The sequence below is a fragment of the Novosphingobium sp. genome (genome assembly GCF_027486195.1).
In the GTDB taxonomy this organism is placed as follows: Bacteria; Pseudomonadota; Alphaproteobacteria; order Sphingomonadales; family Sphingomonadaceae; genus Novosphingobium.
This window is the reverse complement of record NZ_JAIXPP010000060.1, coordinates 38,404-62,988: the sequence shown is the minus strand read 5'-3', so window position 1 is coordinate 62,988 and position 24,585 is coordinate 38,404. Positions and strand designations below refer to the sequence as shown.

Genomic DNA, 24,585 nt, shown 5'->3' with positions numbered 1-24,585 from the left:
AACGCCATGACTGCTCGCATCTATCAGCGCCCGAAGAATGCCATGCAATCGGGCAGGTCGCGCACCGACCAGTGGGTTCTCGAATTCGCGCCGGCCGAGGCGCGCAAGCCCGATCCGCTGATGGGCTGGGCCGGCTCCGGCGATACGCAGGTGCAAGTGGTGCTGACGTTCGGCTCTGCTGACGAGGCCAAGGCCTATGCCGACAAGTACGGCATTGCCGCGCATGTCAGCCCGGTGCCGCCGAAGCGGCTCAAGCTGCAGAGCTACGCGGACAACTTCCGCTAGGTTCTTGGTTGCCTGCGCGGGATTGCATTTTCCGGCGAGCCCCGCCATATGCGCGGCGGGAGTCGGGCGGACGTTTGCTGTCGCCAACTTGGTCAGGTCCGGAAGGAAGCAGCCACAACGATGTGCGGCGGGTCGCCCGGCTCCTTCAATCCAATCTGCAGTCTCGCCAAAACTTCGCTCACCCTGAGCCTGTCGAAGGGTGTTGGTGCGACAGTTATGCTTGATGCTTCGACAAGCTCAGCATGAGCGGGTTGGGGATAGGATCTAGCTTATTCCCCCTCCGAAATCCCCCGCATCCGTGAGCGCGCTGCGTTTCGCGATCCTGTGGCGGGCACCGTGCCGCTGACCTGGCCAAGGCCGAAGGGCACCATGTTGGCGTAGATCGTCTCGCTGCCGTGTTCGGGCACCACGTAGGTTTCGTGGAAGATGCCGACGGTGCCGTCATTGCCGATCGCCTTGTTGAAGGCGGTCCAGGCCGGCCAGTGTTTCTGATCCCGCGCGCGGGCATAGGCTTCGAGGCTGTCGAAATCACGCCAGTATTGCAGGAGGACGATCGTGCGCAGGCTGCGCAGCATCGTTTCGGTGCCGAGAAAGCCGCTGGCAGGATTGCGGTAAAGCTCCTCCAGCATCGGGCCCATCGAACGGATCACTGGCAGCCACTTGCCGACCTTGTGGAAGTGATTGATCCGCATGCCGATCACGAAGACCACGAGGGGGCCGTGATGGGCGGCAGTCATCCTGCCGGGCGTGATGGTGCTCATGCGGGCAGGCTTCCCATTTGCAACCTGTCTGTCAATCCCCGGAGAGTTGGGGCAGGGGGCTTCGACAATCGCGGCAAGAGGGCCTAATCAGGGGCCATGGTCGATTCCACCGACATGTTTGGCGCGCCGCCAGAGGACGCGATCCGCGATGAGCCCGAGGACGAAGGTCCCTCGGCGGCGGAGCTTGAGGCGGCGGGGCAGGCCTCGATGTTCGGCGATCCGGTGCCTGCACCTGCCGCGCCTGTGGTGCGCGAGGAGCGCGCCGCGCCGCCGGTTGCGCCGCCAGCACCCGCGCCTTCCGGCCAGCCCTACCGCGTGCTGGCGCGCAAGTATCGCCCGCAGACCTTTGCCGAGCTGATCGGGCAGGACGCGATGGTCCAGACGTTGGGCAATGCGATCCGGCGCGGGCGGCTGGCGCATGCCTTTCTGATGACCGGCGTGCGCGGGGTGGGCAAGACATCGACTGCGCGCCTCATCGCGAAGGCGCTCAATTGCATCGGGCCGGACGGGCAGGGCGGGCCGACGATCGATCCTTGCGGGATTTGCGAGCCATGTGTGGCGATTGCCGAGGGACGGCATATCGACGTGATCGAGATGGACGCGGCGAGCAACACTGGCGTGGAAAGCGTTCGCGAGATCATCGAGGCGGTGCGCTATGCGGCGGTTTCGGCGCGCTACAAGATCTACATCATCGACGAAGTCCACATGCTCAGCCGTAGCGCTTTCAACGCGCTGCTCAAGACGCTGGAGGAGCCGCCTGCGCATGTGAAGTTCCTTTTCGCGACGACCGAAGTCGGTGCGCTCCCGGTGACGGTGCTTTCGCGCTGCCAGCGTTTTGACTTGCGCCGCATCCAGACGCCGGTGCTTGCGGCGCATTTCGGCAAGGTGTGCGAGGCGGAAAGCGTTTCGGCCGAGGATGAGGCGCTGGCGATGATCGCGGCGGCGGCGGAAGGTTCGGTGCGCGACGGGCTCTCGATCCTCGATCAGGCGATCAGCCATGCCGATATGGCGGGCGGCGGTGAGGTTACGGCTGCGCAAGTGCGCGAGATGCTGGGCCTGGCCGACAAGACCATGCAGCGCCGTCTGTTCAGCGCCATGATCGGCGGCAAGGGCGATGGCGTGCTCGAGGAAGTGGCGAGCCAGTTTGCGCTGGGGATCGAGCCTACCGCGATGATGCGCGCGCAGCTCGATCTCGTCCACAAAGTGACGGTGACGCAGATTTCGGGCGCGGCCGATGCGCGCTCTTCAGAAGAACGCGAGGCGCTGGAAGGCTGGGCGAAGCGGCTCGGCGCGGGGGCGCTGCACCGGCTGTGGCAATTGCTGCTCAAGGGTTATGAGGAAGTGCGCGGCGCGCCCGATCCGCTGGTGGCGGCGCAGATGGCGCTGCTGCGTGTGATGCACGCGGCTGACCTTCCCGATCCGGGCGGGTTGATCAAGCAACTGGAGGCCTTTGTGGCCAATCCGCCGGCCATGCAGACGGCGGCGTCTGCGGCTGGTTCGTCCGCGCCGGTTGCCGCTGCACCGCTGAGTGCAGAGGCGATTGCCGCCCGGATTTCAGGGCAATGGGCCCATCTGGTCGAGCAGGTCGAGCAGATCTCGCCGCTGATCGGCTCTGCCATGCGGCTTTCGGTGCGGGTGGTTTCGCTCGCGCCGGGCCACCTAGTCTATGCGCTGGCACCGGGGATTCCGGGCGATCCGACGACCGATATGCGGCGCGGGCTGGAAGGCGCAACCGGCGGGTCCTGGCGGGTGGAGCGCAGTGCTGATCTGGCCGGCGCGATGCCGAGCCTTGAGGAAGCGCGGGCCGCCGCAGCAGCGCTTGAAGAGGCGGCCTTGCGCGAAGACCCTCTGGTGCGCGCCGCATTCGCTGCATTTCCGGGGGCTGAAATGATCGATGAAAGCGCTATATCGGCGCAAACACGGAAACCTTGGAGCAAACGCGCATGAAGTCGATGGAAGAGATGATCCAGGCCGCGCAGGCCGCCGCCCAGACCATCCAGAAGCAGATGGAAGATGCGCAAGGCAAGCTCGACCAGATCGAGGTTGAGGGCGTGGCCGGCGGCGGGCTCGTGAGGATCAAGGCTTCGGCCAAGGGCCGCGTGATCGGCGTGGCGATCGACGACAGCCTGATGGACAAGGCCGAGAAAGGCATTCTCGAAGACCTGATCGCGGCCGCCTTCAATGATTGCCGCCAGCGGGCCGATGCCGCCGCCGCGGAAGAAATGCAGAAGGTGCAGATGGCGGCGGGCATCCCGCCGGGCTTCAAGCTGCCGTTCTGAGCGGGCGCTCTGCCGCGCGCCCTGCGCGCGGTGGTCTGGCGCCCGGGGGACACAGGCGCTATGTCGAATGTTCATAATATTGGAACGGGCCGCCGGTTCTGGCCGGTGTTCCCCATAAAGGTCGTTTTCCCCTGAGCGCATTTGTTCTGCTTGCTGCCGCCGTGATGGCGAACGCCCCGCCTGCCGATGTCCAACCGGCCGCTGCTGCTGTGGCTGCGGCGCCAAGCCAGCCCGCTGCGCCGCCGGCTACCAGGCCAGCCACCACCACGCCGGACGAGCTTCCCCCGCTGCCGGGCGAGATCGTCGTGTCCGGTTCGATCAAGGCGCCATCGGAAGACCCGCTCGCGAAGGTCAACGAGAAGAGCTACGATGTGCTGCAATCGGTGGACGATGCGTTCGTCGGGCCTGTTGCGTCGGGCTATCAGAAGGCCGTGCCGCGCCCGGCGCGCATGGCGCTGCGCAATTTCATCCGCAATTTGCGCGAGCCGGTCGTGGCGGTCGCTTACCTGCTTGAATTCAAACCCGGCAAGGCGTTCGAGACGGTGGGGCGGTTCGGCATCAATTCGACGATAGGCCTTGGCGGCACGATCGACGTGGCGCGCAGCAAGCCGTTCAACCTGCCCTATCGCCAGAACGGCCTTGCCAATGTGCTGGGCTATTACGGCGTGGGGCCGGGGCCCTATCTCTTCCTCCCGCTGGTCGGGCCGACGACCGTGCGCGACCTGTTCGGCCTTGTCGTGGACAGGCTCGCGCTGCCGCTGGCGGTGGGCGCGCCGTTCAACAAGGCCTGGTATGCGATCCCGATCAACATCGTGGACTCGCTCGATTATCGCAACGAGGCGGACGCGGATTTCACGCGGCTGCGCAAGGCGGCCGATCCCTATTCGACTTATCGACGGGTCTACCTGCAATCGCGCTTTGATCAGATCGAAGCCTTGCACGGGCGCGGTCCGCTCGCGAAGGGCCAGACCCGCTATGGCCCGTTCGCGCGGCCAGTGGGCGCGGCGGCTGCCCCGGTATCGGCGGCAGAGCAGCGGGTGATCGAGCAGGATGACGCGGCGGCGGACGCGGCCGTGACAGAAGCGCAACCTGCGGCGCCAGCTGCCGAGCCAGCACCGTCTCCGCCGCCCGCCGCGCCGGCGCCGCCTCCGCCGCCCGTGTTCATCTCGCAGCCGGTGGTGCAGCCACTTCCCTGAGGGAGCCGGTGGTACATCTGCTTTGTGCGGACGTGATCACAGCGTTTCGGGAATGGAGACGAGGCGGCCTCATGCCCCCTCATCCACAACCCCGGCACAACGGGCCATTGCGGGCAGGGGGGCGGGCTCCCATATTCACTTTCAAGAGAACCTGCCGTTCTCTCTCCCAGCGGCAGGGCGAATGGAATTGAAGCTATGACACAGTATCCCTTGCTTCCCCTGCGCGACATTGTCGTGTTTCCCGGCATGGTCGTGCCGCTGTTCGTCGGCCGCGAGAAGTCGGTCTCCGCGCTCGAGGTGGCCATGGCGGGCTCGAAGGAAATCTTCCTGCTCGCCCAGCTCGATCCGGGCTGCGACGATCCGGACCGCGATGACTTGTATGACACCGGCGTGATCGCCACGGTGCTCCAGCTGCTTAAGCTGCCCGATGGCACGGTGCGCGTGCTCGTCGAAGGGCAGCAGCGCGCCGAACTGAAAGCGCTGACCGTCCAGACCGCCAACGAAGGCGAACTGGTACTGGCCGAAGTCGAACTGGTTGAGCCTGCCGAAGTCTCCGGCCCCGAAATTGCCGGCACGATGCGCTCGGTGGTTGAGCAGTTTGGCGAATATGCCAAGCTTTCCAAGAAGCTGCCGCAGGATGCCGGTTCGCAGCTCGGCGATATCGAGGACGCCGGGAAGCTGGCCGATGCGGTCGCGGCGAACCTTGCCGCGCGCGTGGCGGAAAAGCAGGCCGTGCTGGCCGAGGGCGATCCCTTGAAGCGGCTCGAGATGGTGCTCTCCTTCATGGAGGGCGAACTGGGCGTGCTGCAGGTGGAGCGCAAGATCCGTGGCCGCGTGAAGCGCCAGATGGAAAAGACGCAGCGCGAGTATTACCTCAACGAACAGCTCAAGGCGATCCAGTCGGAGCTGGGCGGCGGCGATGACGGCGAAGGCAACGAGATTGCCGAGCTGGCCGAGAAGATCGAGACGATGAAGCTCGCGAAGGAAGCGCGGGCCAAGGCCACGGCGGAGCTCAAGAAGCTCAAGACCATGCAGCCGATGAGCGCCGAGGCGACCGTCATCCGCAACTATCTTGACGTGCTGCTGGGCCTGCCCTGGGGCAAGAAGTCGAAGCTCAAGAAGGACATCGCGGCTGCGCAGGCGGTGCTCGACGCCGATCACTATGCGCTCGACAAGGTCAAGGACCGCATCATCGAGTATCTTGCGGTGCAGGCGCGCACCAACAAGCTGAAGGGGCCGATCCTGTGCCTCGTCGGCCCGCCGGGCGTGGGCAAGACCTCGCTGGGCAAGTCCATCGCCAAGGCGACCGGGCGCCAGTTCGTGCGCCAGTCGCTGGGCGGCGTGCGCGACGAGGCGGAGATTCGCGGCCACCGGCGCACCTACATCGGCTCGCTGCCGGGCAAGATCGTGACCAATCTCAAGAAGACCGGCACGTCGAACCCACTGTTCCTGCTCGACGAAATCGACAAGCTGGGCCAGGATTTCCGCGGCGATCCCGCCTCGGCGCTGCTCGAGGTGCTCGACCCGGAGCAGAACGCAAAGTTCCAGGATCATTACCTTGAGCTCGATATCGACCTCTCGGACGTGATGTTTGTGTGCACTGCAAACAGCCTCAACCTGCCGCAGGCGCTGCTCGACCGGATGGAGATCATCCGGCTTGAGGGCTATACCGAGGACGAGAAGGTCGAGATCGCGGAGCGGCACCTGATCGCCAAGCAGATCGAGGCGCATGGGCTCAAGAAGGGCGAGTTCACGTTGGAGCCGGCAGCGCTGCGCGACCTTATCCGCTACTACACCCGCGAGGCGGGCGTGCGCACGCTGGAGCGTGAGATCGCGCGGCTGGCGCGGAAGGCGCTGCGGCGGATCCTTGAGAAGAAGGACACGGCGGTCACCGTCACGCCTGAAAACCTTGCCGACTTCGCCGGGGTGCGCAAGTTCCGCCACGGCATGTCGGACGATGAGAACCAGGTCGGCGCGGTGACGGGTCTGGCCTGGACCGAAGTGGGCGGCGAACTGCTGACGATCGAAAGCGTGACGGTGCCCGGCAAGGGTGCGGTCAAGACCACCGGCAAGCTCGGCGAAGTGATGAGCGAGAGCGTCCAGATGGCGTTTAGCTTCGTCAAGGCGCGTGGGCCGCAGTATGGGATCAAGCCTTCGATCTTCAATCGCAAGGACCTGCACATCCACTTGCCCGAGGGCGCGGTGCCCAAGGATGGGCCGAGTGCGGGCGTTGGCATGGTGACGGCGATGGTTTCCACCCTCACCGGCATCCCGGTCCGCGCCGATGTGGCGATGACCGGCGAGGTCACCCTGCGCGGCCGGGTATTGGCAATCGGCGGACTCAAGGAAAAGCTGCTGGCCGCCATGCGCGGCGGCATCACCACGGTGCTGATCCCCGAAGAGAACCGCAAGGACCTCGTCGAGATCCCGGCCAATATCCGCGAAGGGCTGGAGATCATCCCCGTGAGCCATGTCGACGAGGTGCTGGCGCGTGCGCTGGTGGAGCCGACCGAGGCGATCGAATGGACCGAAGCCGACGAAGTGGCGGCGGGGCCGGCACCTGCCCTTACCGGTGGGGCGGCGGTACCAACCGCGCACTGATCACGCGATTATTGCGGTGCAGCATGAATTTTCATGCTGCACCCTCGCGTTGCAGCATTAACCTTTGAGGAAGCCGCCCCTATCTTCCAATCAGAGGGGGCGGCCTCACTCATCCTGAATGGGCCAGATTCCGGCGCTTTTTCGGCGATTCCGGGCGCTTTTGGCTTTGACAGCCGATTCTTTCTCGGCTCTCTTCTCGCAACCAGAATTTCGATTCAGGCATTCGGTGTTTGCATAAAAACCAATGGGGGTTTCGCAATGAACAAGAACGATCTGATCAGCGCTGTGGCCGATGCGAGCGGTCTTTCGAAGGGTGACGCAACGAAGGCGGTTGAAGCCGTTTTCGACAGCGTGACCTCTGCGCTGGCCAAGGGTGATGAAGTACGTCTCGTCGGTTTCGGCACGTTCTCGGTCGCCAAGCGCAAGGCCTCCACGGGCCGCAATCCGCGCACGGGCGAACCAATGTCGATCAAGGCTTCGGCCCAGCCGAAGTTCAAGGCCGGCAAGGGCCTGAAGGACGCCGTCAACTAAGCCAGACATCGGCATTTGCGCAGGGCCCCGCAGGCCGCGCGCACAACCCACCAAAAACGCCGCGCCGGGATGCCGGAGCGGCGTTTTTGGTTTTGCGTCTACTTCGCGAGCTTGATCAGCGCGGTGGGCGCGGTTGCGGTGCGCGCATCGACCTTCCAGTCGAGCCGCGAGAGGCCGCCCGCGCTTTCGGCCTGCGGCCCCTCATCGGTGTTGTTGGCGAGAATCTGGCCATCGGTGCGCACGGTGAACGTGCCATCGGCGATCGGAGGGCCTGCGGCACCCGCCTTCGCTCCGGGCTTTGCGCCCACCTTCATTTCGCCCGTTTCCCCGGCCCCCATTGCCCCTGCCATTGCGCCAAGCCCCGGCATTACCGGATTGGCCGCCGCAGTGCTGAAGGCCGGCGCATCGACCCGCACGCTGCCATCGGCGCGGCGGATGAGCGAGACGAATGGCATAACCATCGGCAGACGCTCGATCGTGGGGAAGGTGAAATCGTGGTCGAGCCGCCCGCTCGCGGTATAGTCTACCTCGAACTTGCCGCCGCCCTTGCTGACCACCGAAGCATAGCCCTCCTGCCGCGCGAGGCGCTGTGCAAAGGCTGCGGCGGCCTTGGGGTCATCAGGATCGATGCCGCCCATGAACGCCTGCATCATCTTGCGGTTCTGCGCGTCCTCATTCGCCTTGGCCGCCTTGCGTTCCTTTTGCTCGTCGTTCCACTTCGCGCGTTGCTGCTCGATCTCGGCCGCAGTGCAGTCATGCGTCTCGTCGGTTCTCGGATCGGTGCAGGGCTGCTGCTCGAAGGGTTCGGCTGGAATTGCTTCCGCTCTGGCACTTTTGCTGCCCTGCGCCAGCGCCGCCAGAATGATCTCGCCCTTGTAGTGGAACGTGAAGGTCCCGTCGCGGCGCAGCAAAAGATCGCTGGCGAACTTGCCGGGCAGGACCATGCACCCGGCAAGGAGCAGAAGTGCGGTGGCGGCGCCGAACACAGCGGCGATCCTGCGATTGGATTTCATGGCTCATCCCCCTTTGCCCGAGGGGTGAGGGCCGGCTGGGTCAGTCGGTCTCGCCCCGAGTCGCGACAGCATAGAGCGCAATCGCTGCCGCATTCGATACATTCAGGCTTTCTATCGCGCTAACAATCGGCAACCGCGCGATGGCATCGCAATGCTGCGCGACATTCTGGCGCAGCCCTTCGCCTTCCGCGCCGAGGACCAGCGCGACCGGGCCGGCAGGGACTGCAGAGGGAAACACCGCGCTGCCATCGCCATCAAGCCCGATGCGCCAGTAGCCCGCTTCGGCAATCTGCTCGAGCGCGCGGGCGAGATTGACGACGCGCACCCAAGGCACGATTTCCAGCGCGCCAGAGGCGGACTTGGCGATCGTGCCGGATTCGGGCGGCGCATGACGATCCTGCGTGATCAGCGCGGCAGCACCGAAGGCCGCGCAGCTCCTGAGGATCGCGCCGACGTTGTGCGGATCGGTGACCGAATCGAGCAGGACGAGTGTGCGGCCCTCCGCCTCGTCGAGCACATCGACCAGCGCGACATCGTCGAGCGCGAGGCAATCGAGCACCAGGCCCTGGTGCGGCGCATCGCGCGCGACAAGGCGGGCAAGATCGGCGGCCTGCGCGTATTCGACCGGGAGCGAGGGGGGTAGTTCGGCATCGTTGTCGTCGAGCAGCGACTGGATCGCCTCACGCGTGCCCCACAGCTTCTTGGCGCTTCGCAGCGGGTTCGTCAGCGCCGCCTCGACCGCATGGCGGCCCCACAACCGCACCGCGCCTGTCGAGGCCCGGCCGGAGCCGCGCCCACCCTGCATCCGCCCGGCGCGCCCACGCATCGGCTTGCTGCGGTTCGTGTTTTCATCGCGCTTGGCCATTGCTCGGCTTTCCATGCTTGCAAGTAATCGCACGGCCCATGCCAGCCGCCCGATTGACAGGCAAGGCTATTGACAGTTGGGCCATTGACAGGCGCGCGGCGCTTCGCCAAAGGGGCGCCTCACTCGGCCGGAGCCGCCCTTTTTCACGAAGGGGCAGCGCACAATCGGAAGCTCGCTTCCGGACCGGCAACACTGGTGTGGACAGGTGGCCGAGTGGTTAAAGGCAGCAGACTGTAAATCTGCCCGCGCAAGCGTACGCTAGTTCGAATCTAGCCCTGTCCACCACCAGCCGTTTCATGTCGAGACGCGGACCCTCCCGGCATTCTGGCATTCCGGGCATTCTTCTCGGCTCCGCATTCCACATGGCACCGCACAGATCTGCAAGCAGCAGGCCATCGGACTGGGCAGTGCGAAGCTTCCGACAGTCAGACTTTCGCGCATCGCCACAATCGGCGGGAACCCCGACAACATGTCTGCGTTGCTGAAGTGGCGCTTCCCCTTGCGCCGCGCACAAGGAGAATGTTCATGTCTATTCTTGATAAGGCAATAGCAGCGATCACACCGCCCGAGAGCGAGGAAGATCGGCTCGCCGCCCGCGCCAAAGCCGAAAACATGGCCGAACCGGGGGACTGGCTTTTCCAGATCCTCGATCATCACCGCGAGATCGAAGCCCAGTTCGCCGCGCTCAAGGCAGCAACGTCAGCCGATGCTCGGCGAGCTGGGCAGGAAAAGCTGGCTGAGCTGCTAACCGCCCATTCGATCGCGGAGGAAGCCGCAGTTTATCCTGCCATGGCGGCCCATGCGCAAGTCGGACATGCCGAACTTGCCTATCAGGAACAATCCGCTGCCAAGATGGAGTTGGGCCTCCTCCAACGGCTCGATCCGATGAGCGAGGACTACCGGGACAAGCTCGAGCACATCGAAGGGGCTGTGGCGCACCACGTCTATTCCGAGGAAGGCACGTGGTTCATCGATCTCGCGCAGAGCGCCCCTGACGACGAGCAGGACAAGATCAGCGAGCAATATCATCAGCAGTATGATCGTTATATGAGCGGCGCGATCAACTGACAGCTTTCGTGCTTACATCGGCGGCCGGCATTGCAGCGCTGTGCGGGCCGCCGATGCGGAATTGGGGTGCCCAGCAAGTCGTACCGATCGTGCTGGCCCCCGTACTTCAATCGAGCGCGACAGTGGCGACATTGTCGGCATAGTCCTGCTTCGGATCATGCCCGAGCAAGACCTTGATGCTCGCGATCAGGCTCGACCCGTCCAGCCAGATCTCGGCCTCGTCAGCATCCAGCCGCAGCAATGCAAGCTTGGGGTCGTCCTTGCCTTCGTACCAGGCGGCAACGTGTGCATTCCACAGCCGGTCGATCACCGCAGGGTCGCTGTCGAGAAACAAGGTGCCGCGAACGGCTGCGAAGAGATCGTGGCCTTTGGCGGTAAACGTTGCGACCACAGCTTTGCGGCTGCTGTCGAGAAGCTGCACCAGATCACTGTCCTTTGCCCCGAAGAACCATATCGGGCTGCGATCGCCTTCGAACTGCGCAGTCATCGGGCGAGCATGGCCTCCTTCGGCGCCATCAAGTCCGACCATCATCGTGCGATCGCTCGCGAGTGCGCTCCAGAATTTGGCTTTGAGGTCATCGGGTGTCGCCATTGGGGTGCTCCAGTGTTGTTCTCTGGCCAAACGTGCCAAGTCACCCGGCGGTTCCACCACAATCATTCCGGAACCAATGCAGGCCTGATCGGCTGAGCAAGCGCGGCATGCCATGCACATCTCCATTTTCCGATTCACATGGCTAAGGTCATCACGCGAAACCAACGGCGCTGGCTCGCTGCCGAGCGACTGTTTCTTCTCGGGCCCGTCGATATGCGAAATTTGAACTTCCAGAGTCGCCCGCGCGAATGGGTGACAAGCAGATAGGGCCCGTTCTCATCTGCCACTCTGCAGGACTGATCGCGGGGCTTCAGCGAATGGATCGAAGTCTTGGAAAGGGGCGTTCGGGGCCTCCTGAAATCGGCTTCTCAATAGGCCCCCGCAAAAGGCCCCCAAATGCGTCTGGATGCAGACGGATTCATATGAAAGCTACTGGCGGAGCCAGTCGACTTTATCGCAGATTTCCGGGGCTTTTTTCAGCCTCAAGCGGACATTGGCGGAGGTGGAAATGGTGCCGCTTAGGTGATTCGAACACCTGACCCCATCATTACGAATTATGAGAATTACGGCAGCGCGCCGTGATCGATGCACCAAGGAGCCACGAAAATCTAGGGTTTTTCCATCGCTAGCAATCTGAAACCATCCTTGACCTGAATTATCGTGATGCCTATGTGATGCCTAGAGACGGTTGAGGCATCACGCATGGCGAAGGCGAAGACCAGCAACACCGACCGGGCGGCGCCGAAGCGCGCGCCGATCACGAAGCGGACCGTTGACGCGGCGAAGGCCGGTGCGGCGGATTATGTCATTTGGGACGACGGCGGGCAGGGCACCGTCAAGGGCTTCGGGCTCAAGGTCTCGACGGCTGGGGCCAAGGTCTACATCTACCGTTATCGCGTGCCGGTGCCCGGTGCCGCCGCACGGCACATCGCCCCCAAAAAGGTGACGATCGGGCGCCATGGTGCCTTTACCCCGGAACAAGCCCGCATCCGGGCGCGTGAACTGGCGGCGCTTGTCGCGCAGGGTATCGACCCGCTCGAAGCCAAGGGCGCGGCGCTGGCAGCAAAGGCGGAGGCCAAGCAGCAAGCCGAGGAACGCGCGCGGCTAGAGGGCGAACTGCGCTTAGAGAAGCGGGCGGAGGTATGGCTGGAGGCCTACGAACTCACTCACCGGCCTTCGAGTGTCGCGCAGGCGCGCAATGCCGTGAAGTACATGCGCGCAAAGCTGGAGGGCAAGGCCCTGCCGGCGATCACGCGGCGCGACCTGCAGGGCGTACTTGATGCCATCCCGGCGCGCCAGAAGGCGCTCCGCCAGCAAGTGCGGGCGTACCTGTCCATTTTCTTCGGCTGGGCGCTGGAGCGCGGCGACATTGCCGAAAACCCGGTTCAAGGGCTCTCGAATCCCCCCGGCTCCGCGCCACGTGACCGGGTGCTGACAGATGCCGAGCTCGTGGACGTGTGGAAGGGAGCGGAGAAGATCCGCGCACCGCTGGGGGCGTTCTACCGCCTGCTGATCCTGACTGGCCAGCGCCGGGAGGAAGTGGCGGGCATGGGCTGGGGCGAGCTCGACCGCGCGGCCTCGCTTTGGACGATCCCGGCCAGCCGAGCGAAGAACGGGAAAGCGCACCTCGTACCGCTCGCTCCGCTCGTGATCGAGGAACTCGACCGCCTCGCCCTGGCCCATCAGGTGAAGGCTCGGGCCGAAGAGCCGGACCCGGAAGAATGGCCGGAAGCCGGGCCCGTGCTGACAATCCGGCGCGGCGTTGCGATCGGCGGTTTCAGCCAAGCGAAGGCGCTGCTCGACGCGGCCGTGACGGCGGCGCGCGATGGCCGTGCGCTGGCGCCTTGGCGCGTCCATGACTTGCGGCGGACCCTTGCCACCGGGCTGCAGCGGCTGGGCGTGCGGTTCGAAGTGACCGAGGCCGTGCTGAACCACGTGTCGGGGGCGCGCGGCGGCGTGGCAGGTATCTACCAGCGGCACGACTGGGCCGACGAGAAGCGCGCAGCGCTGGAGGCATGGGGGCGGCATATCGCCGCAGTGCTCGCCCCGGCCGACGATACGGGCAACGTGGTGCCGATCGGTACCGCTACAACGAAATTGACGGGATGACCCCGGCAATGCGGGCCGACTGGTGGGCGAACACCAGCCGACCCTACCACAACCGTCTACAGAGGAGACGAGTATGGCTGCTACCACCCTACATACGGAAGCCTCAGCCAGCAATTGCACGCCTAGCGCTGCAGATTTGCTTGCGCTGCGCATGAATGGAACGATCCCGTTTCTCACTCATGGCGATGGCCTTGATGACGCGCTTAAGCAGGCGCGGGCGATGATCATTGTGCTCGAATCTGCTTTCCGGACTGCCAGCGATGCTGATCACTTGCCGGAGGTTGACACGATCAATTGCCTCAATCCCTCCATCGTCGCTGACGCTCTGGAGGGGACGGCAACGCTGATCGCGCTCGCCCAGTACCATCGCGCCCAGAAAGGAGCTTGATCATGGGTAACATGGACCTACCGACCACCATCAAGGGCCGCGGGGCCGCAGCGGCTGAACAGTCGCGGCGCTCCGCCAGCACAATGGACTGCCTTTCCCGCATGGAAACGCTGGCGCGGCGCTTGGACCTTGGGAGCCGCAAGATCGGCGATGCCCTTATGGAAGCGGCAGAGAGCCCGACGCTTGCAGACAGCGCGACGGTGAAAGACGCGCTCGAATTATCGACTATGCTGGACGAGCAAATTTGCGAGCTCTCCGAGCTCGTGCAGCGGGCGGCCGGAACGCTGCGCGCGGCATCAGTGCGACGGCCGAGGGAACGTGAAGGAGCGATCGATCCGGCGGCGCACTACCTCGCTGCGCGCGAGGCCTTCAACGCCGGGCTGATCGGCGAGGCGGAGTATGTCGCAGCATGGCGCGCCATGGCGGAATGGAAGCCTACCAGTACGGACGGCTTCACTCGCAAGGTGCTGGCCATGTTTGGCGACGACGCGCTGCCAGAGCGGCCCTGGGTCGACTCCCTGATCGCCGACGGCGCGCGGCTGGTGGAAGCTGGGTGAGGTGCCAGCGGCCCGGTCAACCTGCTCGAAGACCGGGCCGCGTCGCCGCACGGAGACACGGCGGGCGAGGGCGGTATACCTTCGCCGCATCGCCACGTCACCTTCACCGCCGCACGGTATCGTGGAAAAGGACTAGGCCACCATGGCGGACGTGATAACCTTCGGACGTGCCAGCGCCATTGCCGATTGGCTGATCCCGCCTGACGGCGCTCGCTTGCTCGTGCTGCGAGCGCTGCGCGATGCAAAGGTGTGGGCATCAGGGGCACATGCTGCGCCCAAGACCGGGGACGTAGTGCTTGATGCCATGGGGCAGACAATCGGGCCGGATACGCCGTTCATATCGCCCGGCTGGTGGGCGCGGTATCTGGACGAGGCGCGCGATTATCCTCCGCAGGCTTGGCGCGCGTGGCTGGACGATCATGTCACGATCGAGGCGGAGCCCTTCGCGGCGGGCATCGATGCCCTCTTGGCCAGCCGCTACGCCAGCGACGATGACACCGCACGGGAAGACTGGACCGCGCTGCAGGTGCTCTCTTGGGTGGCAACGCACGAGGCGGAGCTTTGCGAGGCGCTGCGGCCTGACAACGCCGTTCCGGCCGCCACCGGCTGGCCTGCACCGTTTCGGCGCCTGCTGTGGACACTGGCGCGGCGCGCGGGCACTTGGCAGGCCCTGCCCCATGGCGGCACCGAGAAAGCGCGGGAGGCGTTCGCGGAGCTTCGCGCCGGGCTGCGGCGGGGCAAGGTGCTGGCCAGCGTGCACATCGATGGCAGGTGGCAGCGGGCCGATGCAGACCTTTTCGCCGGCGCGCGCTTCAATCCGCGCGCTGCCGTGTTCGACCTAGCCACGGGCCTTGACCTTCGATTCGACGGGGAAGCGGTGCGCCGACACTGGCCACCAGCCGGGCAGAAACGTGGCCGGCCGCGCACGATCGACCGCGAGGCAGCCCGGCGGCGAGCTCGTGCCGCGCGGGAGAGCAATCCCACGATATCGAAGTCAAAGGCTGCGCTGGCCCTCGCCAACGATATGGGCTGCGACCCGCGCGGAATGGAAAAGATCATCGCCGAAGTGTGGGAGGACAAATAGGGGCAGGGAATATCTCCCCCCTTTCTCCTATTTTCCCCCCGCGACGCGCGGCGAAACATGCATACTAGTGATGGCTCCGACAAATCAGGAGCCACCACAAATGACCCCCGAAATTCTCGATACCGCCGGAGCGGCGGAGTATCTGGGGCTTTCGACCCCGACGCTGGAGCGGATGCGGCTGCATGGGAATGGACCGCAATTCGCCAAGATGAGCCCCGGCCCGCGCGGCCCGGTGCGCTACCGCCGCGCAGACCTTGATGCCTGGGTGGCAACCCGGCTGGTCAAGAGCACGAGCGAAGCCGCCTGACCCATGGAACGAAAAACCCCCGCCGCGCGGAGCGGCAGGGGCGCGGATAGCTTGGTCGGCCCTTCCTGCGCACCTCCTACTCTCGCACTGATCCGGGCGCAACACGTGGCGGCCCGCTATGGCCTGCCTATCGAGACGGCGGCGATCGTCGCGGCGCTGGCCTTCGGCGGGGGCCCGCATGGATAGCGGCACCAGTCAGAGGCCGGGGAGCGGCGCGCCATGAGTCACGCCCTCACATCGATCGTGTGGGAGCTCGATATCGCTTCTGCGCAGAAGCTGGTGCTTCTCGAACTGGCCGACCGGGTGCGCGACGATCGCCGCGACGACATGGCTTGGCCATCGCTGCCAACACTTGCGCGCCGCACCGGATTGAACCGCCGAACCGTGATCCGCGCGCTGGAGGCGCTGGAGGGCGCTGGCCTCGTGCAGATCAACCGCAGGCAAGGGCGCGGCTCCCGATACGTGCTGCGCTTGCCACCGGACGGCCAGCTAGACCGGGGACATGGTGTCACCGGACACGGCACCGACCCGTGCCATGGTGTCACCAGTGACGGCGCGGACCCGTGCCATGGTGTCCAAGACCAGTGCCACCATGTCACCGACCCGTGTCACCCTGTCACCCTAACCGTAATAGAACCGGAAGAGAGCCGGAAAGGAATAGTCGTTCCGATCATGCGGCGGGCAGAGCGTGGTGATCACTTCCCCCGACCCGCATGGGCCGATGCGCAGGTGTGGGCCGACTTCCTTGCCAACCGGAAGGCCAAGCGCTGCCCCAACACCGCCACCGCCTACGCTGCATTCCTCCGCGATATCGAGCGGCTGGCATCACCCCAATGGCCACCGGAGCGGCTGCTGGCACACGCCACGGCGCGCGGCTGGGCAGGCATCTATGAACCTAGGGAGGCCAATGACCATGTCAGAGGATCCATGCAATCCAGTAGTACTGCGCCCATCGAATTCGGACCTGACCTCACAATCGAGCGACTTCGACGCGAGCGAGTATCGCCGTGAACGTGCGACCACGATCGCGCGCATCTATCGAGCCCTGTCGCTTGCGCTCACTGTCGCCCGGCCAGCGTCCTATGGCGACGCAGCGTGCAAGGCATGGCTCGAGGCGGCTTTCGAGTTTGTCGCGGACCTTCCTGTCGACGTGCTCGAGATCGCAGCCCGCGAGGCGGGCAAGGTGTGCCGACATCCGGCGCAGATCGTCCCGACCATTCACGAGCAAGCGGCCGAGATCATCGCCGCGCGCGATCGGCAGCGGCGCCTCGCCGCACCAGTGCAGCTTGCGGAAGGCTGGGGCGCAGAGCCTCTACCGCCAAAGCTGCACTTGTCCCGTGAGGAATGTGACAGGATCAAAGAGGCCGCGGCTGCCATGGCCGAGCAGGAGCGGCGGGAGCGGCTGCAGCGGAGGGGCGGCGCGGCATGATGCCGGACTTACGGCTCACGTAACCCATGGGTGTTTCGCAACGGGATACAAAACGGCCGTCAACCGCTTTGACCCTAATTCAGAGATTTTTTTTCGGGCGGGGAAATTTTCGCGAGGCGTAAATTTTCACCCCTCCGGAAAGTTATTCCCCCCGGGCCCTCGCTGCCGCTGGGCAGCAGATCCCCGGAAAATGGGCATTTTCGTTTTCCCCCGATGGGGGAGCACCGGGCCGATAATTGTTTTCTTGCCCGGCAAATAATTCTCACACGGAGGAAAAATAATGCGCCCCACACCACCCGCACCGATCCGACAGAGCTTCGACCTGCCCGGCGGTCATCGTATCGACTTCGAATTCCGCCGGCCTGACCTGCTCTCGTACGAAATCACGCCCTACCCCCGGTTCAAGACCCGCGCCGAGACAATGGAATTCATCGGCGCCTACAAAGTCGTGCAGCGCGAATTCCTCGTGCGTATTGCCACCGCGACCGGCCTCGTGCTGGCCGTCGTGGATGCACTGCCCGATGGGAGCGAGGCGATCGGCCCGACGATTGCACCGGCTGGCCGAGAGTGTTAAGCCAAAGGCATCCCCGCGCGAGATGCCGGGGATGCCATGATCCAGATCGCGCGCGACGCCGATCGATCCCGCCGCCCCATAGAACCGTGCTTCGCGCGGTGCTTGCGACGGTCCCCCATGTCATCACCAGCCACAACCACGGGGACAGCTATGTCCAACGTTAAAATCCACATCGAGCACGAGAGCGACCTGCAGGCCGGTCTCAGGTTTGAAGAGTTCCCCGACGAGCTCCGCGACGCTCTCCGCAACGAAATCTCCGCGCTCACGCGCGAGGCTTTCGGGCGATACCGCTCCCGCGTCCCGGTGCGAACCGGCAAGCTGCTGGGGCAAGTTCGCGAGGCCGTGCACTCCGACCCCGACAAGGTTCGCGGCGCGGTCTACATCGACGGCAAGGGCAGCGGCGGTGCCTCCGACTTCGCCAAGGCTGGCGCTCTCGAATACGGCTCGACCGGCAAGAAGTTCAAGGTATCGGGCGGCCCTTTGAGCCTTGACCATGTGTTTGAAGAGCACCTGGCCGCGCCAATGGTGACCATCCGCAAAGCCTACAGGCGGGCCAGCTCCATTATGGAGCACGCCTTCGCCCGCGGCACGATCGAGGCCATGGCCCCGGAGATCAAGAGCCGGCTGGAGGCTGTAGTCTCCCGTGCCGTGGCAGATGCCAATGACTGAACCCCGCATCCGAACAATCGAAACTGCGCTCCGCCGCGCCGGCATGTCTGCCGCAGCAGCGAAGCGCGAAGCGGCGGCGCGCATGGCCTTGCAGGCCTCGCTCGCTGCCTCACACCCTCGCACGAAAAGGAACACAGCCGATATGGCTTCCACCACCCTCCGCCGCGCGTTCGACAAGTTCGCGCCGCAGTATCGCTACATCGCCGAAATTCCCGGCACCGCGAACATGAACTACACCGTCACCAGCCTTCGGCAGGCCAAGGCCGCCATCGTCGATGGACTCGACCCGACCGATCCGGACGGCTGGGACGCACGCAAGGCGCTCGCCGAGGGCGCCATTGCCGAACTGGACCGCATGATCGAAGCCAAGAGCGCAGCAATGGGCGAGGCCGCCCGCTCCGCGCGTCCCGTTGGTGGGCAGGAGCGCAGCAGCTGGCAGGGCGGAGGCTGGGGCGGCGCGCCGATGCTCCGCGACGTCCACACCGGCCGCGCTATCCGGACCTACTCCGCACGCGAGCCGATCGCCAGCGACGGCGGCGAGCCTGATTGGGGCGTGGGCGACATGGTGCGCGCGGCCGTCACGGGCGATTGGAATCGCCTCCCCTCGCACATGCGCGCCGGTTCGGCTGGCGTCGGCAGTGCCGGCGGCTTCCTGATCCCGAGTGAGATGGCCGGTTTCGTGGTCGACCTGGCCCGCGCCAAGGCACGTGTCATGGAAGCCGGCGCAATCACCGTGCCGATGACGGCGGGCAACCTGCAGGTGGCGACGGTGACCGGGGACCCCGCTCCCGGCTGGCGCGGCGAGGGGAAGGCCTTCCCCGTGTCGCAGGGTAGCTATGGCAGCGTGATGCTCACGACCAAGGTGCTGGGTGTGATCGTGCCGCTCACGCTCGAGCTCGTGATGAGCGCGAGCAACGTCAACGAATTGGTGATGAGCCAGTTGACCGCGCAAATGGCTTTGAAGCTCGATGCCGCCGCGATCGCTGGCGATGGCACGCAGGACACCCCGCGCGGGATCAATGTGAACATCCCGACCAAGAACGTCGTGACACTTGGCGCGCCGGCTACCACCGGAGCCTACACGAATTGGTCCAAGGCAATCGGCAAGGTGCTCGCAGCAAATGCCGATGCCGAGAAGCTGGCAATTCTCCACAATTCGGACGTCGTCACAGCGATGGATTCGTTCGTGGATACCACGGGCCAGCCGGTGCAGCCGCCTCCGAGCTATGCCAAGATCCGCGATGCAGGGCGCGAGTATGTCGCCAACGGCATCGCCACCAGTGGCAGCCCTGCAGCGACCTATTCGCTGGTCGGGGACTTCTCGCAGGTGCTGTTCGGGATGCAGCAAAGCCTCATGCTCGAAGTATCGCGCGAAGGCACCTACACCGACACGAGCGGCACCACCTCTGCCTTTGGCAATGGCATGGTGCTGATTCGCGCGATGATGATGCTCGACGTGGCAATCCTGCAGCCGAGTTTCTTCGCCAAGGTGGACGATATCCGCATCACGTGACCCCCACGGGTGCCGCCCTGGCCCGCACCCCCGGGCCAGTCTGCCGCTCCCGACCCGATGGCCGGCGAGGACTTCACCACCCCGGTGGGAGCCTCGCCGGCCATTTTTCGTCGCCCCCAGATTTTGGGCGGTCCGAGTTTTGCGGCTTCCTCGTGGAGCCTCAAATTGAGGATGGGCCAAATCTGGACCACCAGCGGTGGAACACCCCTTTTCCTCAAAGATGAGGGAAAGGTCACATCCACCATTGGTGGAAGTCACCCGCAGAATGCGCGCGATCGACTTGCGGAGGGGCTGCCCTCAAATTTGAGGACACCCCTGTAGCTGCATCCAAATTTGGATAGTCCTCCGTTGGAGGAGCACTTCCTCCATTGGAGGAAGTGAGATCACGCTGGCAGCGCTTTCGTGATGCCTATGTGATGCCTGACAGCGGTTCTCGGATGGCTCCAGCCGGAGAATATCGGCTAAGTATCTGAAAAATGGTGCCGCTTAGGTGATTCGAACACCTGACCCCATCATTACGAATGATGTGCTCTACCGACTGAGCTAAAGCGGCGTGCCTCTTGGGCAGGCGGGCGCTTTAGCCAGAGGCTGGGCTCTAGGCAATGGCATTTCGTGGGATTGGCGCCGAGTTCGTGCGATCGCGGCCAAATTGCGCATATCGGTCGCAAGCGAGAGCCGGGCGGCGTGGGGTGCTGGCTCATGTGCCCGGGGGCCAGCAGGGCAGAATCAGCAGGAAGCATGTGCCGTCGCTTTTGTCCCGCAGAGTAAGCGAGCCGCCGTTCCCTTCGATCAGTGCGCGGGCGATGGGCAGGCCGAGGCCGGTGCCGCCCTGGGCGCGCTTGCTGGTGAAGAAGGGTTCGAAAATGCGGGGCCGGTCGTTCGGCGCAATGCCGCTGCCGTTGTCGCTGACCGTGAGCTGCAAGTGGTCGTCGATCAGGGCGGCGGCGAGGGTGACCTGGCCGGCGCCGGCCGCGCGGGCATTGTCGATCAGGGTGGTGAGGGCGGTTTCGAGTGCCGATCCATCGATCCGCAGCCGGGCCGGAATGCGCGCAGCGGCGGTGTCGATGGTGAAGTCCGTTGTGCCGAGCCCGTCCGCGATGCGGGCGAGCACGTCGGCCAGATCGCACGAGGCGCCTTCGTGAGGGCGCTGCATGTCGGCCTTGGCGAGATCGAGCAGGCGCGAAATCAGCCGGTTGAGGCGCTGGGTATCGGCGGCCATGTTGGCGAGGAAGCCCGCGTATTCCTCATCCGACATCGCCGAGCCGTGGTCCTGCAGCAGCTCGATTCCGCCGGAAAGGCCGGTGAGCGGGGTCTTGAATTCGTGCGCCAGCGCGGTGGCGAAATCGCGCAGGTAGTGCGAGCGCACTTCGATTGCAGCGGCCATCGTGGCGAAATCCCGGATCAGGCTGTCGATCTCCTGCACGCGCAGCGTGGGCTGGGGCGGGGCGGCGCGGCGGCCTTCGGCGAGCGCGCGCGTCGCGCGGCTGAGCGCTTCGAGCGGCCGCACGATCGTGCGGCCCAGGGCTGCGGTGATCGCCACGAGGAACAGGAAGATCGCTGCCGTGCCCGCCGCGATCTTGCCCCGGTCTTCGTACATGCCGCGAAACAGCGCGCGCGGCGATCGGGACAGCAGGACGACCCCGACGACGTGGCCGTTCGCGATGATCGGGCGGGCATGATGCAGCCGGATGTCGGTCGCGCGGCTGATCCATTCGAGCGCGGAGGACCGGGTATACGACCCGTTATGGCGAAGCGTGGTCACGGGGCTGCCGGCCAGCGCCGTGCGCACTTCGGGGAGCGCGGCCAGCGACTTTCCGGCATCGCGGCCGTTGAGCACCACGCCGTGCCGATCGAGCAGCATGATCGAGGCGAGCGTGATCTGCCGGGTCTGATCGATCACGGGTGACCAGACTTTTGCCATGTCTGCGGCAGCGGGATCAGGCTTCAGCGCGGTCGGCACCGGATCGGGTCGTTCGCCGAGGACAGAACTCGTGCGCAGGTCGATGCTGGTCGAGATGGTGCGGTCATCGTAGTCGCGCGGGTCTGCGGCGCGGCTGATCGCCGCAGAGGCGGCGTCCCCGGCAAAACCGAGCGCGGTGCTCGCCGCCAGCGCGCTGCCCTGCGCGATCAGTTCCGCTTCGGTGCGGCGGACCAGCGCGTTCTCGTAGACTCTCAGCCCGATGGCCGCGACGCCCGGCAGTGCAGCCACGACAAGCAGGAGAATGAACATGATCGAGCGCAGCCGCAGCACCGGCCAGAAGCGCGCGATCAGCCGCTTCATTTCCCCTGGCATGGCCCGAGCCGATATCCGATGCCGGCGCGGGTTTCGATCACGTCCGGCGCGCCGCATTGGGCGAACTTGCGCCGCAGGTTGCGGATGTGGCTGTCGATCGTGCGATCGGTGACTGCAAAGCCCGGGCCGTGGAGCCGGTCGATCAGCGCATCGCGCGACAGGATGCGGTTGCCGGCCGCCGCCAGCGCCGCCAGCAGCGAGAACTCGGTGACGGTGAGCGCGACTTCCTGATCCTGCCAGAAGGCCTGCCATCCGGCGGTATCGATCCGCAGCAGGCCGTGCGCCATATCCGTGCCCGCTGCCTTCGGGGGCGCAGGCGCGGCGCGGCGGAGGATAGCGCCTGCCCGCGCGACCACTTCGCGGGGCGAGAACGGTTTGACGACATAATCATCGGCGCCCAGTTCGATCCCCAGCACGCGGTCGATCTCCTCATCGCGCGAGGAGAGGAACAGGATCGGCACGGCGCAGTCCATCGCGCGCAGCCGGCGGCAGACTTCTAGCCCGTCCATGCGCGGCATGTTGATATCGAGCACGACCAGATCGGGCAGGGCGGCGGCCACGCTGGCGAGCGCGGCTTCGCCATCGGTCGCTTCCACGGTGCCCATACCCGCCTTGGCGAAGGCGAAGGCCAGCACCTGGCGGATATGCGGATCATCATCGACAAGGAGAACCTTGCGGGGGGCGGTACTGGTCATCGGCTGATCTTTCATGGCTTCGCGGGCCGGGTCAATGCGGGTGCGGCGGGTGCGGGGATGGCAGGTTCGAGCCCGAGGGCACCGCGCAGTTCGGTGACATCGCGGTGCGTGCAATCGATCCAGCCGTGATCTGCGGGGTTGAGCGCATCCTTGCGCAAAGTCGCGCGCACTTCGGCGAGGCGCAGGGCGCCCAGCACGCTCCAGCGGTACTCGGCGAGATCGCGGGTCAGCTGGGCCTGGGCATTTTCGCGCAGCAGCCGTGCCCACAGGTGGATGGGCTCTGGCGCTGGGCGCTGCTCCAGCTGCGCCAGCGCGATGAGGGCCGACACGCCCATGCCTTGCAGATGGCAGATATCGAGCGCGGCCCCGCCGCCGCCGAGTTCGCGGGCGTGGGCGATGTTGTAGCGCGCCGCCGCCGAGTTGAGATCGACGAAGCTGCAGCCCATCAGCAAGGCAAGCGCAGCCGCTGCGTTGGTGTTGATCAGCCAGCCGGCGCTCTTGCCCCGCAACAGGCGCCATATCACGAGCACCAGGCCCAGCGCCACGAGCGCCATCCAGAGCAGCGCGGCGATGCGCAGCTCCGTAAGCGAGTAGGCGGCGATATAGTCCATCGTGCGCAGGGCGGCATTGCCCACGAGCAGCACGTTCTGCGCGATCCACACGATAACGAGACGGCGCACCAGCGGCATGGCAGCAGTGGTGGAGCCGGGGCGCAGCGCCACGAGCACGAAGCCCGCCGCAAGCAGCGCGGTGACGACCAGCGGATAGGCACCGCGGTGGGCGTATTCTGCCAGCGTCATGCCCTTGGGCAGGGGGGCAAGGCCCCACAGCCACAGCAGGTCCATCGCGTTTTGCAGGGCAAACAGGGCGTTGAACGCGATCAGCGAGAGCTGGACCGAGGCGGGCGTGACTCCGGGCAGGGCCAGATCGCCCCGGCCATCGAAGGTGCCGAGCACGCGCCGGCTCATGCGCGGGCGCAGCAGGCTCCAGGCCATGGTGAACCACGCCGCGCCGAGCAGGAAGCGGACGAACCAGTCGTCCGGCGGGGTCAGCGACAAGGCCTGATCGAACCAGTTCTCGATCACTGGATTGGCCGAGGCGAACAGGCCGAGGATCACGCCGCTGCCGAGAACCGGGAGCACAAGCTGGGGCAGCGCGCGGCGAATCTGTCCCCGCCCGCGTCGGGGGCTGACGCGGATCAGGCGGCGCAGATCGAGCAAGGGGGCGATCCCGGCGCGGAGCGCGTGCAGGATCAGCCGCTGGCTCCAGCCCCAGGCATCGCCGAAGCGCGCCGCAGCCGGCATCAGCGTGCCCATGCCGGCGAAGAGCCAGAACAGGCACCAGGCGAGCAGACCCGGATCGATGATCATGGCCAGCGCGGCGATCCCGGCAAGGGCGAAGCTGGTCCGGGCTGCCGCGCGGTGCAGAATGGCAGGGCGCGCCGCAGCCGTGAGCCCGAGCAGCAGGAGTTGCAGCCCTCCGAATGCCGGCCAGCCTACCTCCCAGCTGAACATCGCGGCATCCACGACAGCGGCAACGCCGCACGCTCCGCCGAGTTTGAACAGGAAACTTCCCCTGCGTTGCAAGCCAACCATGCTGTGCTCCATTCCATCGATATCCGGGGAATGGGCCGGGGGCGCGGAGGGCTGCCTGCGCGCGGCGTGCAATCCCGATCAGGTTCGCTTGCAGAAAATATGCAGACGACCTGCCGCGCGAAGCGCAGGCGGCGAATTGCGGCGGGCGGCCAAGCAAGATCGCTTGACGGCAGGCTGCTCA

At 65.4% G+C, this 24,585-nt stretch carries 24 protein-coding genes, 2 tRNA genes and 1 other RNA gene; 19 read left to right on the top strand and 8 right to left on the bottom strand.

The genetic code is table 11. The annotated features are described in order from the left end of the window. Window positions 1–6 precede the first annotated feature (6 nt). Window positions 7–285, top strand: coding sequence for an ETC complex I subunit (locus Q0071_RS11950; RefSeq protein WP_298169370.1), 279 nt, complete (start codon window positions 7–9; stop codon window positions 283–285). Between the two features lie 55 nt (window positions 286–340). After that, window positions 341–435, top strand: an RNA gene (gene ffs, locus Q0071_RS11945) — signal recognition particle sRNA small type. 119 nt (window positions 436–554) lie between these two features. Here the strand turns inward: ffs and Q0071_RS11940 are convergent. Continuing rightward, window positions 555–1,046: a DUF4188 domain-containing protein gene (locus tag Q0071_RS11940; RefSeq protein ID WP_298169367.1), complete on the bottom strand. Its 492-nt coding sequence runs from the start codon at window positions 1,044–1,046 to the stop codon at window positions 555–557. Between the two features lie 96 nt (window positions 1,047–1,142). On the opposite strand from Q0071_RS11940, the gene Q0071_RS11935 reads away from it, so the two are divergent. From Q0071_RS11935 to Q0071_RS11915, 5 genes are all read left to right on the top strand, one after another. After that, window positions 1,143–2,993 (top strand): DNA polymerase III subunit gamma/tau, encoded by a 1,851-nt coding sequence (locus Q0071_RS11935; RefSeq protein ID WP_298169364.1) that lies wholly within the window; start codon window positions 1,143–1,145, stop codon window positions 2,991–2,993. Then, window positions 2,990–3,325 carry a YbaB/EbfC family nucleoid-associated protein gene (locus Q0071_RS11930; protein ID WP_292948216.1) on the top strand — a complete coding sequence of 112 codons (336 nt, stop codon included), beginning with the start codon at window positions 2,990–2,992 and terminating at the stop codon, window positions 3,323–3,325. The genes Q0071_RS11935 and Q0071_RS11930 overlap by 4 nt, the downstream gene beginning before the upstream one ends. Before the next feature lie 164 nt (window positions 3,326–3,489). Continuing rightward, entirely contained in the window at window positions 3,490–4,521 is a 1,032-nt protein-coding gene (locus Q0071_RS11925) for a VacJ family lipoprotein (RefSeq protein WP_298169357.1), read from the top strand. Window positions 4,522–4,716: 195 nt separating this feature from the next. After that, a complete protein-coding gene (gene lon / locus Q0071_RS11920) occupies window positions 4,717–7,122 on the top strand; it encodes an endopeptidase La (protein WP_298169355.1) in 2,406 nt (801 codons plus the stop codon). A 258-nt stretch (window positions 7,123–7,380) separates the two neighbouring features. Continuing rightward, window positions 7,381–7,653 (top strand): HU family DNA-binding protein, encoded by a 273-nt coding sequence (locus tag Q0071_RS11915; RefSeq protein WP_054121870.1) that lies wholly within the window; start codon window positions 7,381–7,383, stop codon window positions 7,651–7,653. Between the two features lie 98 nt (window positions 7,654–7,751). Here Q0071_RS11915 and Q0071_RS11910 read toward each other — a convergent pair whose 3' ends face one another. Both Q0071_RS11910 and rlmB read right to left on the bottom strand, forming a co-directional pair. After that, window positions 7,752–8,666 (bottom strand): hypothetical protein, encoded by a 915-nt coding sequence (locus Q0071_RS11910; RefSeq protein WP_298169352.1) that lies wholly within the window; start codon window positions 8,664–8,666, stop codon window positions 7,752–7,754. Window positions 8,667–8,706: 40 nt separating this feature from the next. Beyond that, window positions 8,707–9,531 (bottom strand): 23S rRNA (guanosine(2251)-2'-O)-methyltransferase RlmB, encoded by an 825-nt coding sequence (gene rlmB / locus Q0071_RS11905; RefSeq protein ID WP_298169349.1) that lies wholly within the window; start codon window positions 9,529–9,531, stop codon window positions 8,707–8,709. A gap of 199 nt (window positions 9,532–9,730) precedes the next feature. Here rlmB and Q0071_RS11900 point away from each other — a divergent pair. Next, window positions 9,731–9,816: transfer RNA gene (locus tag Q0071_RS11900), tRNA-Tyr, on the top strand. A 240-nt stretch (window positions 9,817–10,056) separates the two neighbouring features. Beyond that, entirely contained in the window at window positions 10,057–10,599 is a 543-nt protein-coding gene (locus tag Q0071_RS11895) for a hemerythrin domain-containing protein (protein WP_298169345.1), read from the top strand. Between the two features lie 106 nt (window positions 10,600–10,705). Here Q0071_RS11895 and Q0071_RS11890 read toward each other — a convergent pair whose 3' ends face one another. Next, window positions 10,706–11,191, bottom strand: a complete 486-nt coding sequence (locus Q0071_RS11890) for a pyridoxamine 5'-phosphate oxidase family protein (protein ID WP_298169342.1) — start codon at window positions 11,189–11,191, stop codon at window positions 10,706–10,708. Window positions 11,192–11,893: 702 nt separating this feature from the next. Here Q0071_RS11890 and Q0071_RS11885 point away from each other — a divergent pair. The 10 genes from Q0071_RS11885 (at window position 11,894) to Q0071_RS11840 (ending at window position 19,821) form a co-directional block, all read left to right on the top strand. After that, window positions 11,894–13,300 (top strand): site-specific integrase, encoded by a 1,407-nt coding sequence (locus Q0071_RS11885; protein ID WP_298169339.1) that lies wholly within the window; start codon window positions 11,894–11,896, stop codon window positions 13,298–13,300. A gap of 73 nt (window positions 13,301–13,373) precedes the next feature. After that, on the top strand, window positions 13,374–13,688 hold the full coding sequence (locus Q0071_RS11880) for a hypothetical protein (RefSeq protein WP_298169336.1): 315 nt from the start codon (window positions 13,374–13,376) through the stop codon (window positions 13,686–13,688). 2 nt (window positions 13,689–13,690) lie between these two features. Then, window positions 13,691–14,245, top strand: coding sequence for a hypothetical protein (locus Q0071_RS11875; RefSeq protein ID WP_298169333.1), 555 nt, complete (start codon window positions 13,691–13,693; stop codon window positions 14,243–14,245). Window positions 14,246–14,387: 142 nt separating this feature from the next. Further along, window positions 14,388–15,329 (top strand): hypothetical protein, encoded by a 942-nt coding sequence (locus Q0071_RS11870; RefSeq protein WP_298169330.1) that lies wholly within the window; start codon window positions 14,388–14,390, stop codon window positions 15,327–15,329. A 100-nt stretch (window positions 15,330–15,429) separates the two neighbouring features. Next, a complete protein-coding gene (locus tag Q0071_RS11865; protein WP_298169327.1) occupies window positions 15,430–15,636 on the top strand; it encodes a helix-turn-helix domain-containing protein in 207 nt (68 codons plus the stop codon). A gap of 219 nt (window positions 15,637–15,855) precedes the next feature. Further along, window positions 15,856–16,647 (top strand): helix-turn-helix domain-containing protein, encoded by a 792-nt coding sequence (locus Q0071_RS11860; RefSeq protein ID WP_298169324.1) that lies wholly within the window; start codon window positions 15,856–15,858, stop codon window positions 16,645–16,647. Continuing rightward, window positions 16,550–17,065, top strand: a complete 516-nt coding sequence (locus Q0071_RS11855) for a hypothetical protein (protein ID WP_298169321.1) — start codon at window positions 16,550–16,552, stop codon at window positions 17,063–17,065. Before Q0071_RS11860 ends, Q0071_RS11855 begins: the two co-directional genes overlap by 98 nt. Before the next feature lie 280 nt (window positions 17,066–17,345). Continuing rightward, on the top strand, window positions 17,346–17,639 hold the full coding sequence (locus Q0071_RS11850; protein WP_298169318.1) for a hypothetical protein: 294 nt from the start codon (window positions 17,346–17,348) through the stop codon (window positions 17,637–17,639). A 150-nt stretch (window positions 17,640–17,789) separates the two neighbouring features. Beyond that, window positions 17,790–18,308, top strand: coding sequence for a hypothetical protein (locus Q0071_RS11845; protein WP_298169315.1), 519 nt, complete (start codon window positions 17,790–17,792; stop codon window positions 18,306–18,308). 142 nt (window positions 18,309–18,450) lie between these two features. Then, window positions 18,451–19,821 carry a phage major capsid protein gene (locus Q0071_RS11840; RefSeq protein WP_298169312.1) on the top strand — a complete coding sequence of 457 codons (1,371 nt, stop codon included), beginning with the start codon at window positions 18,451–18,453 and terminating at the stop codon, window positions 19,819–19,821. Window positions 19,822–20,298: 477 nt separating this feature from the next. Here the strand turns inward: Q0071_RS11840 and Q0071_RS11835 are convergent. The 4 genes from Q0071_RS11835 to Q0071_RS11820 all read right to left on the bottom strand — a co-directional run bounded on the left by Q0071_RS11835 (window position 20,299) and on the right by Q0071_RS11820 (window position 24,404). Continuing rightward, window positions 20,299–20,374 (bottom strand) — tRNA-Thr (locus Q0071_RS11835). A 144-nt stretch (window positions 20,375–20,518) separates the two neighbouring features. Then, entirely contained in the window at window positions 20,519–22,102 is a 1,584-nt protein-coding gene (locus Q0071_RS11830; protein WP_298169309.1) for a HAMP domain-containing sensor histidine kinase, read from the bottom strand. Further along, complete coding sequence (locus tag Q0071_RS11825; protein ID WP_298169307.1) at window positions 22,099–22,809, bottom strand: response regulator transcription factor; 711 nt, start codon at window positions 22,807–22,809, stop codon at window positions 22,099–22,101. The genes Q0071_RS11830 and Q0071_RS11825 overlap by 4 nt, the downstream gene beginning before the upstream one ends. Window positions 22,810–22,820: 11 nt before the next feature. Beyond that, entirely contained in the window at window positions 22,821–24,404 is a 1,584-nt protein-coding gene (locus tag Q0071_RS11820; protein ID WP_298169304.1) for a DUF4153 domain-containing protein, read from the bottom strand. Window positions 24,405–24,585 lie beyond the last annotated feature (181 nt).

Excerpts from the sequence above, each read along its gene's own strand:
- Q0071_RS11950 (WP_298169370.1), top strand. The coding sequence starts at position 7 with ATGACTGCTCGCATCTATCAGCGCCCGAAGAATGCCATGCAATCGGGC.
- Q0071_RS11940 (WP_298169367.1), bottom strand. The coding sequence starts at position 1,046 with ATGAGCACCATCACGCCCGGCAGGATGACTGCCGCCCATCACGGCCCC.
- Q0071_RS11935 (WP_298169364.1), top strand. The coding sequence starts at position 1,143 with ATGGTCGATTCCACCGACATGTTTGGCGCGCCGCCAGAGGACGCGATC.
- Q0071_RS11930 (WP_292948216.1), top strand. The coding sequence starts at position 2,990 with ATGAAGTCGATGGAAGAGATGATCCAGGCCGCGCAGGCCGCCGCCCAG.
- Q0071_RS11925 (WP_298169357.1), top strand. The coding sequence starts at position 3,490 with ATGGCGAACGCCCCGCCTGCCGATGTCCAACCGGCCGCTGCTGCTGTG.
- lon (WP_298169355.1), top strand. The coding sequence starts at position 4,717 with ATGACACAGTATCCCTTGCTTCCCCTGCGCGACATTGTCGTGTTTCCC.
- Q0071_RS11915 (WP_054121870.1), top strand. The coding sequence starts at position 7,381 with ATGAACAAGAACGATCTGATCAGCGCTGTGGCCGATGCGAGCGGTCTT.
- Q0071_RS11910 (WP_298169352.1), bottom strand. The coding sequence starts at position 8,666 with ATGAAATCCAATCGCAGGATCGCCGCTGTGTTCGGCGCCGCCACCGCA.
- rlmB (WP_298169349.1), bottom strand. The coding sequence starts at position 9,531 with ATGGCCAAGCGCGATGAAAACACGAACCGCAGCAAGCCGATGCGTGGG.
- Q0071_RS11895 (WP_298169345.1), top strand. The coding sequence starts at position 10,057 with ATGTCTATTCTTGATAAGGCAATAGCAGCGATCACACCGCCCGAGAGC.
- Q0071_RS11890 (WP_298169342.1), bottom strand. The coding sequence starts at position 11,191 with ATGGCGACACCCGATGACCTCAAAGCCAAATTCTGGAGCGCACTCGCG.
- Q0071_RS11885 (WP_298169339.1), top strand. The coding sequence starts at position 11,894 with ATGGCGAAGGCGAAGACCAGCAACACCGACCGGGCGGCGCCGAAGCGC.
- Q0071_RS11880 (WP_298169336.1), top strand. The coding sequence starts at position 13,374 with ATGGCTGCTACCACCCTACATACGGAAGCCTCAGCCAGCAATTGCACG.
- Q0071_RS11875 (WP_298169333.1), top strand. The coding sequence starts at position 13,691 with ATGGGTAACATGGACCTACCGACCACCATCAAGGGCCGCGGGGCCGCA.
- Q0071_RS11870 (WP_298169330.1), top strand. The coding sequence starts at position 14,388 with ATGGCGGACGTGATAACCTTCGGACGTGCCAGCGCCATTGCCGATTGG.
- Q0071_RS11865 (WP_298169327.1), top strand. The coding sequence starts at position 15,430 with ATGACCCCCGAAATTCTCGATACCGCCGGAGCGGCGGAGTATCTGGGG.
- Q0071_RS11860 (WP_298169324.1), top strand. The coding sequence starts at position 15,856 with ATGAGTCACGCCCTCACATCGATCGTGTGGGAGCTCGATATCGCTTCT.
- Q0071_RS11855 (WP_298169321.1), top strand. The coding sequence starts at position 16,550 with ATGTCAGAGGATCCATGCAATCCAGTAGTACTGCGCCCATCGAATTCG.
- Q0071_RS11850 (WP_298169318.1), top strand. The coding sequence starts at position 17,346 with ATGCGCCCCACACCACCCGCACCGATCCGACAGAGCTTCGACCTGCCC.
- Q0071_RS11845 (WP_298169315.1), top strand. The coding sequence starts at position 17,790 with ATGTCCAACGTTAAAATCCACATCGAGCACGAGAGCGACCTGCAGGCC.
- Q0071_RS11840 (WP_298169312.1), top strand. The coding sequence starts at position 18,451 with ATGGCTTCCACCACCCTCCGCCGCGCGTTCGACAAGTTCGCGCCGCAG.
- Q0071_RS11830 (WP_298169309.1), bottom strand. The coding sequence starts at position 22,102 with ATGAAGCGGCTGATCGCGCGCTTCTGGCCGGTGCTGCGGCTGCGCTCG.
- Q0071_RS11825 (WP_298169307.1), bottom strand. The coding sequence starts at position 22,809 with ATGACCAGTACCGCCCCCCGCAAGGTTCTCCTTGTCGATGATGATCCG.
- Q0071_RS11820 (WP_298169304.1), bottom strand. The coding sequence starts at position 24,404 with ATGGTTGGCTTGCAACGCAGGGGAAGTTTCCTGTTCAAACTCGGCGGA.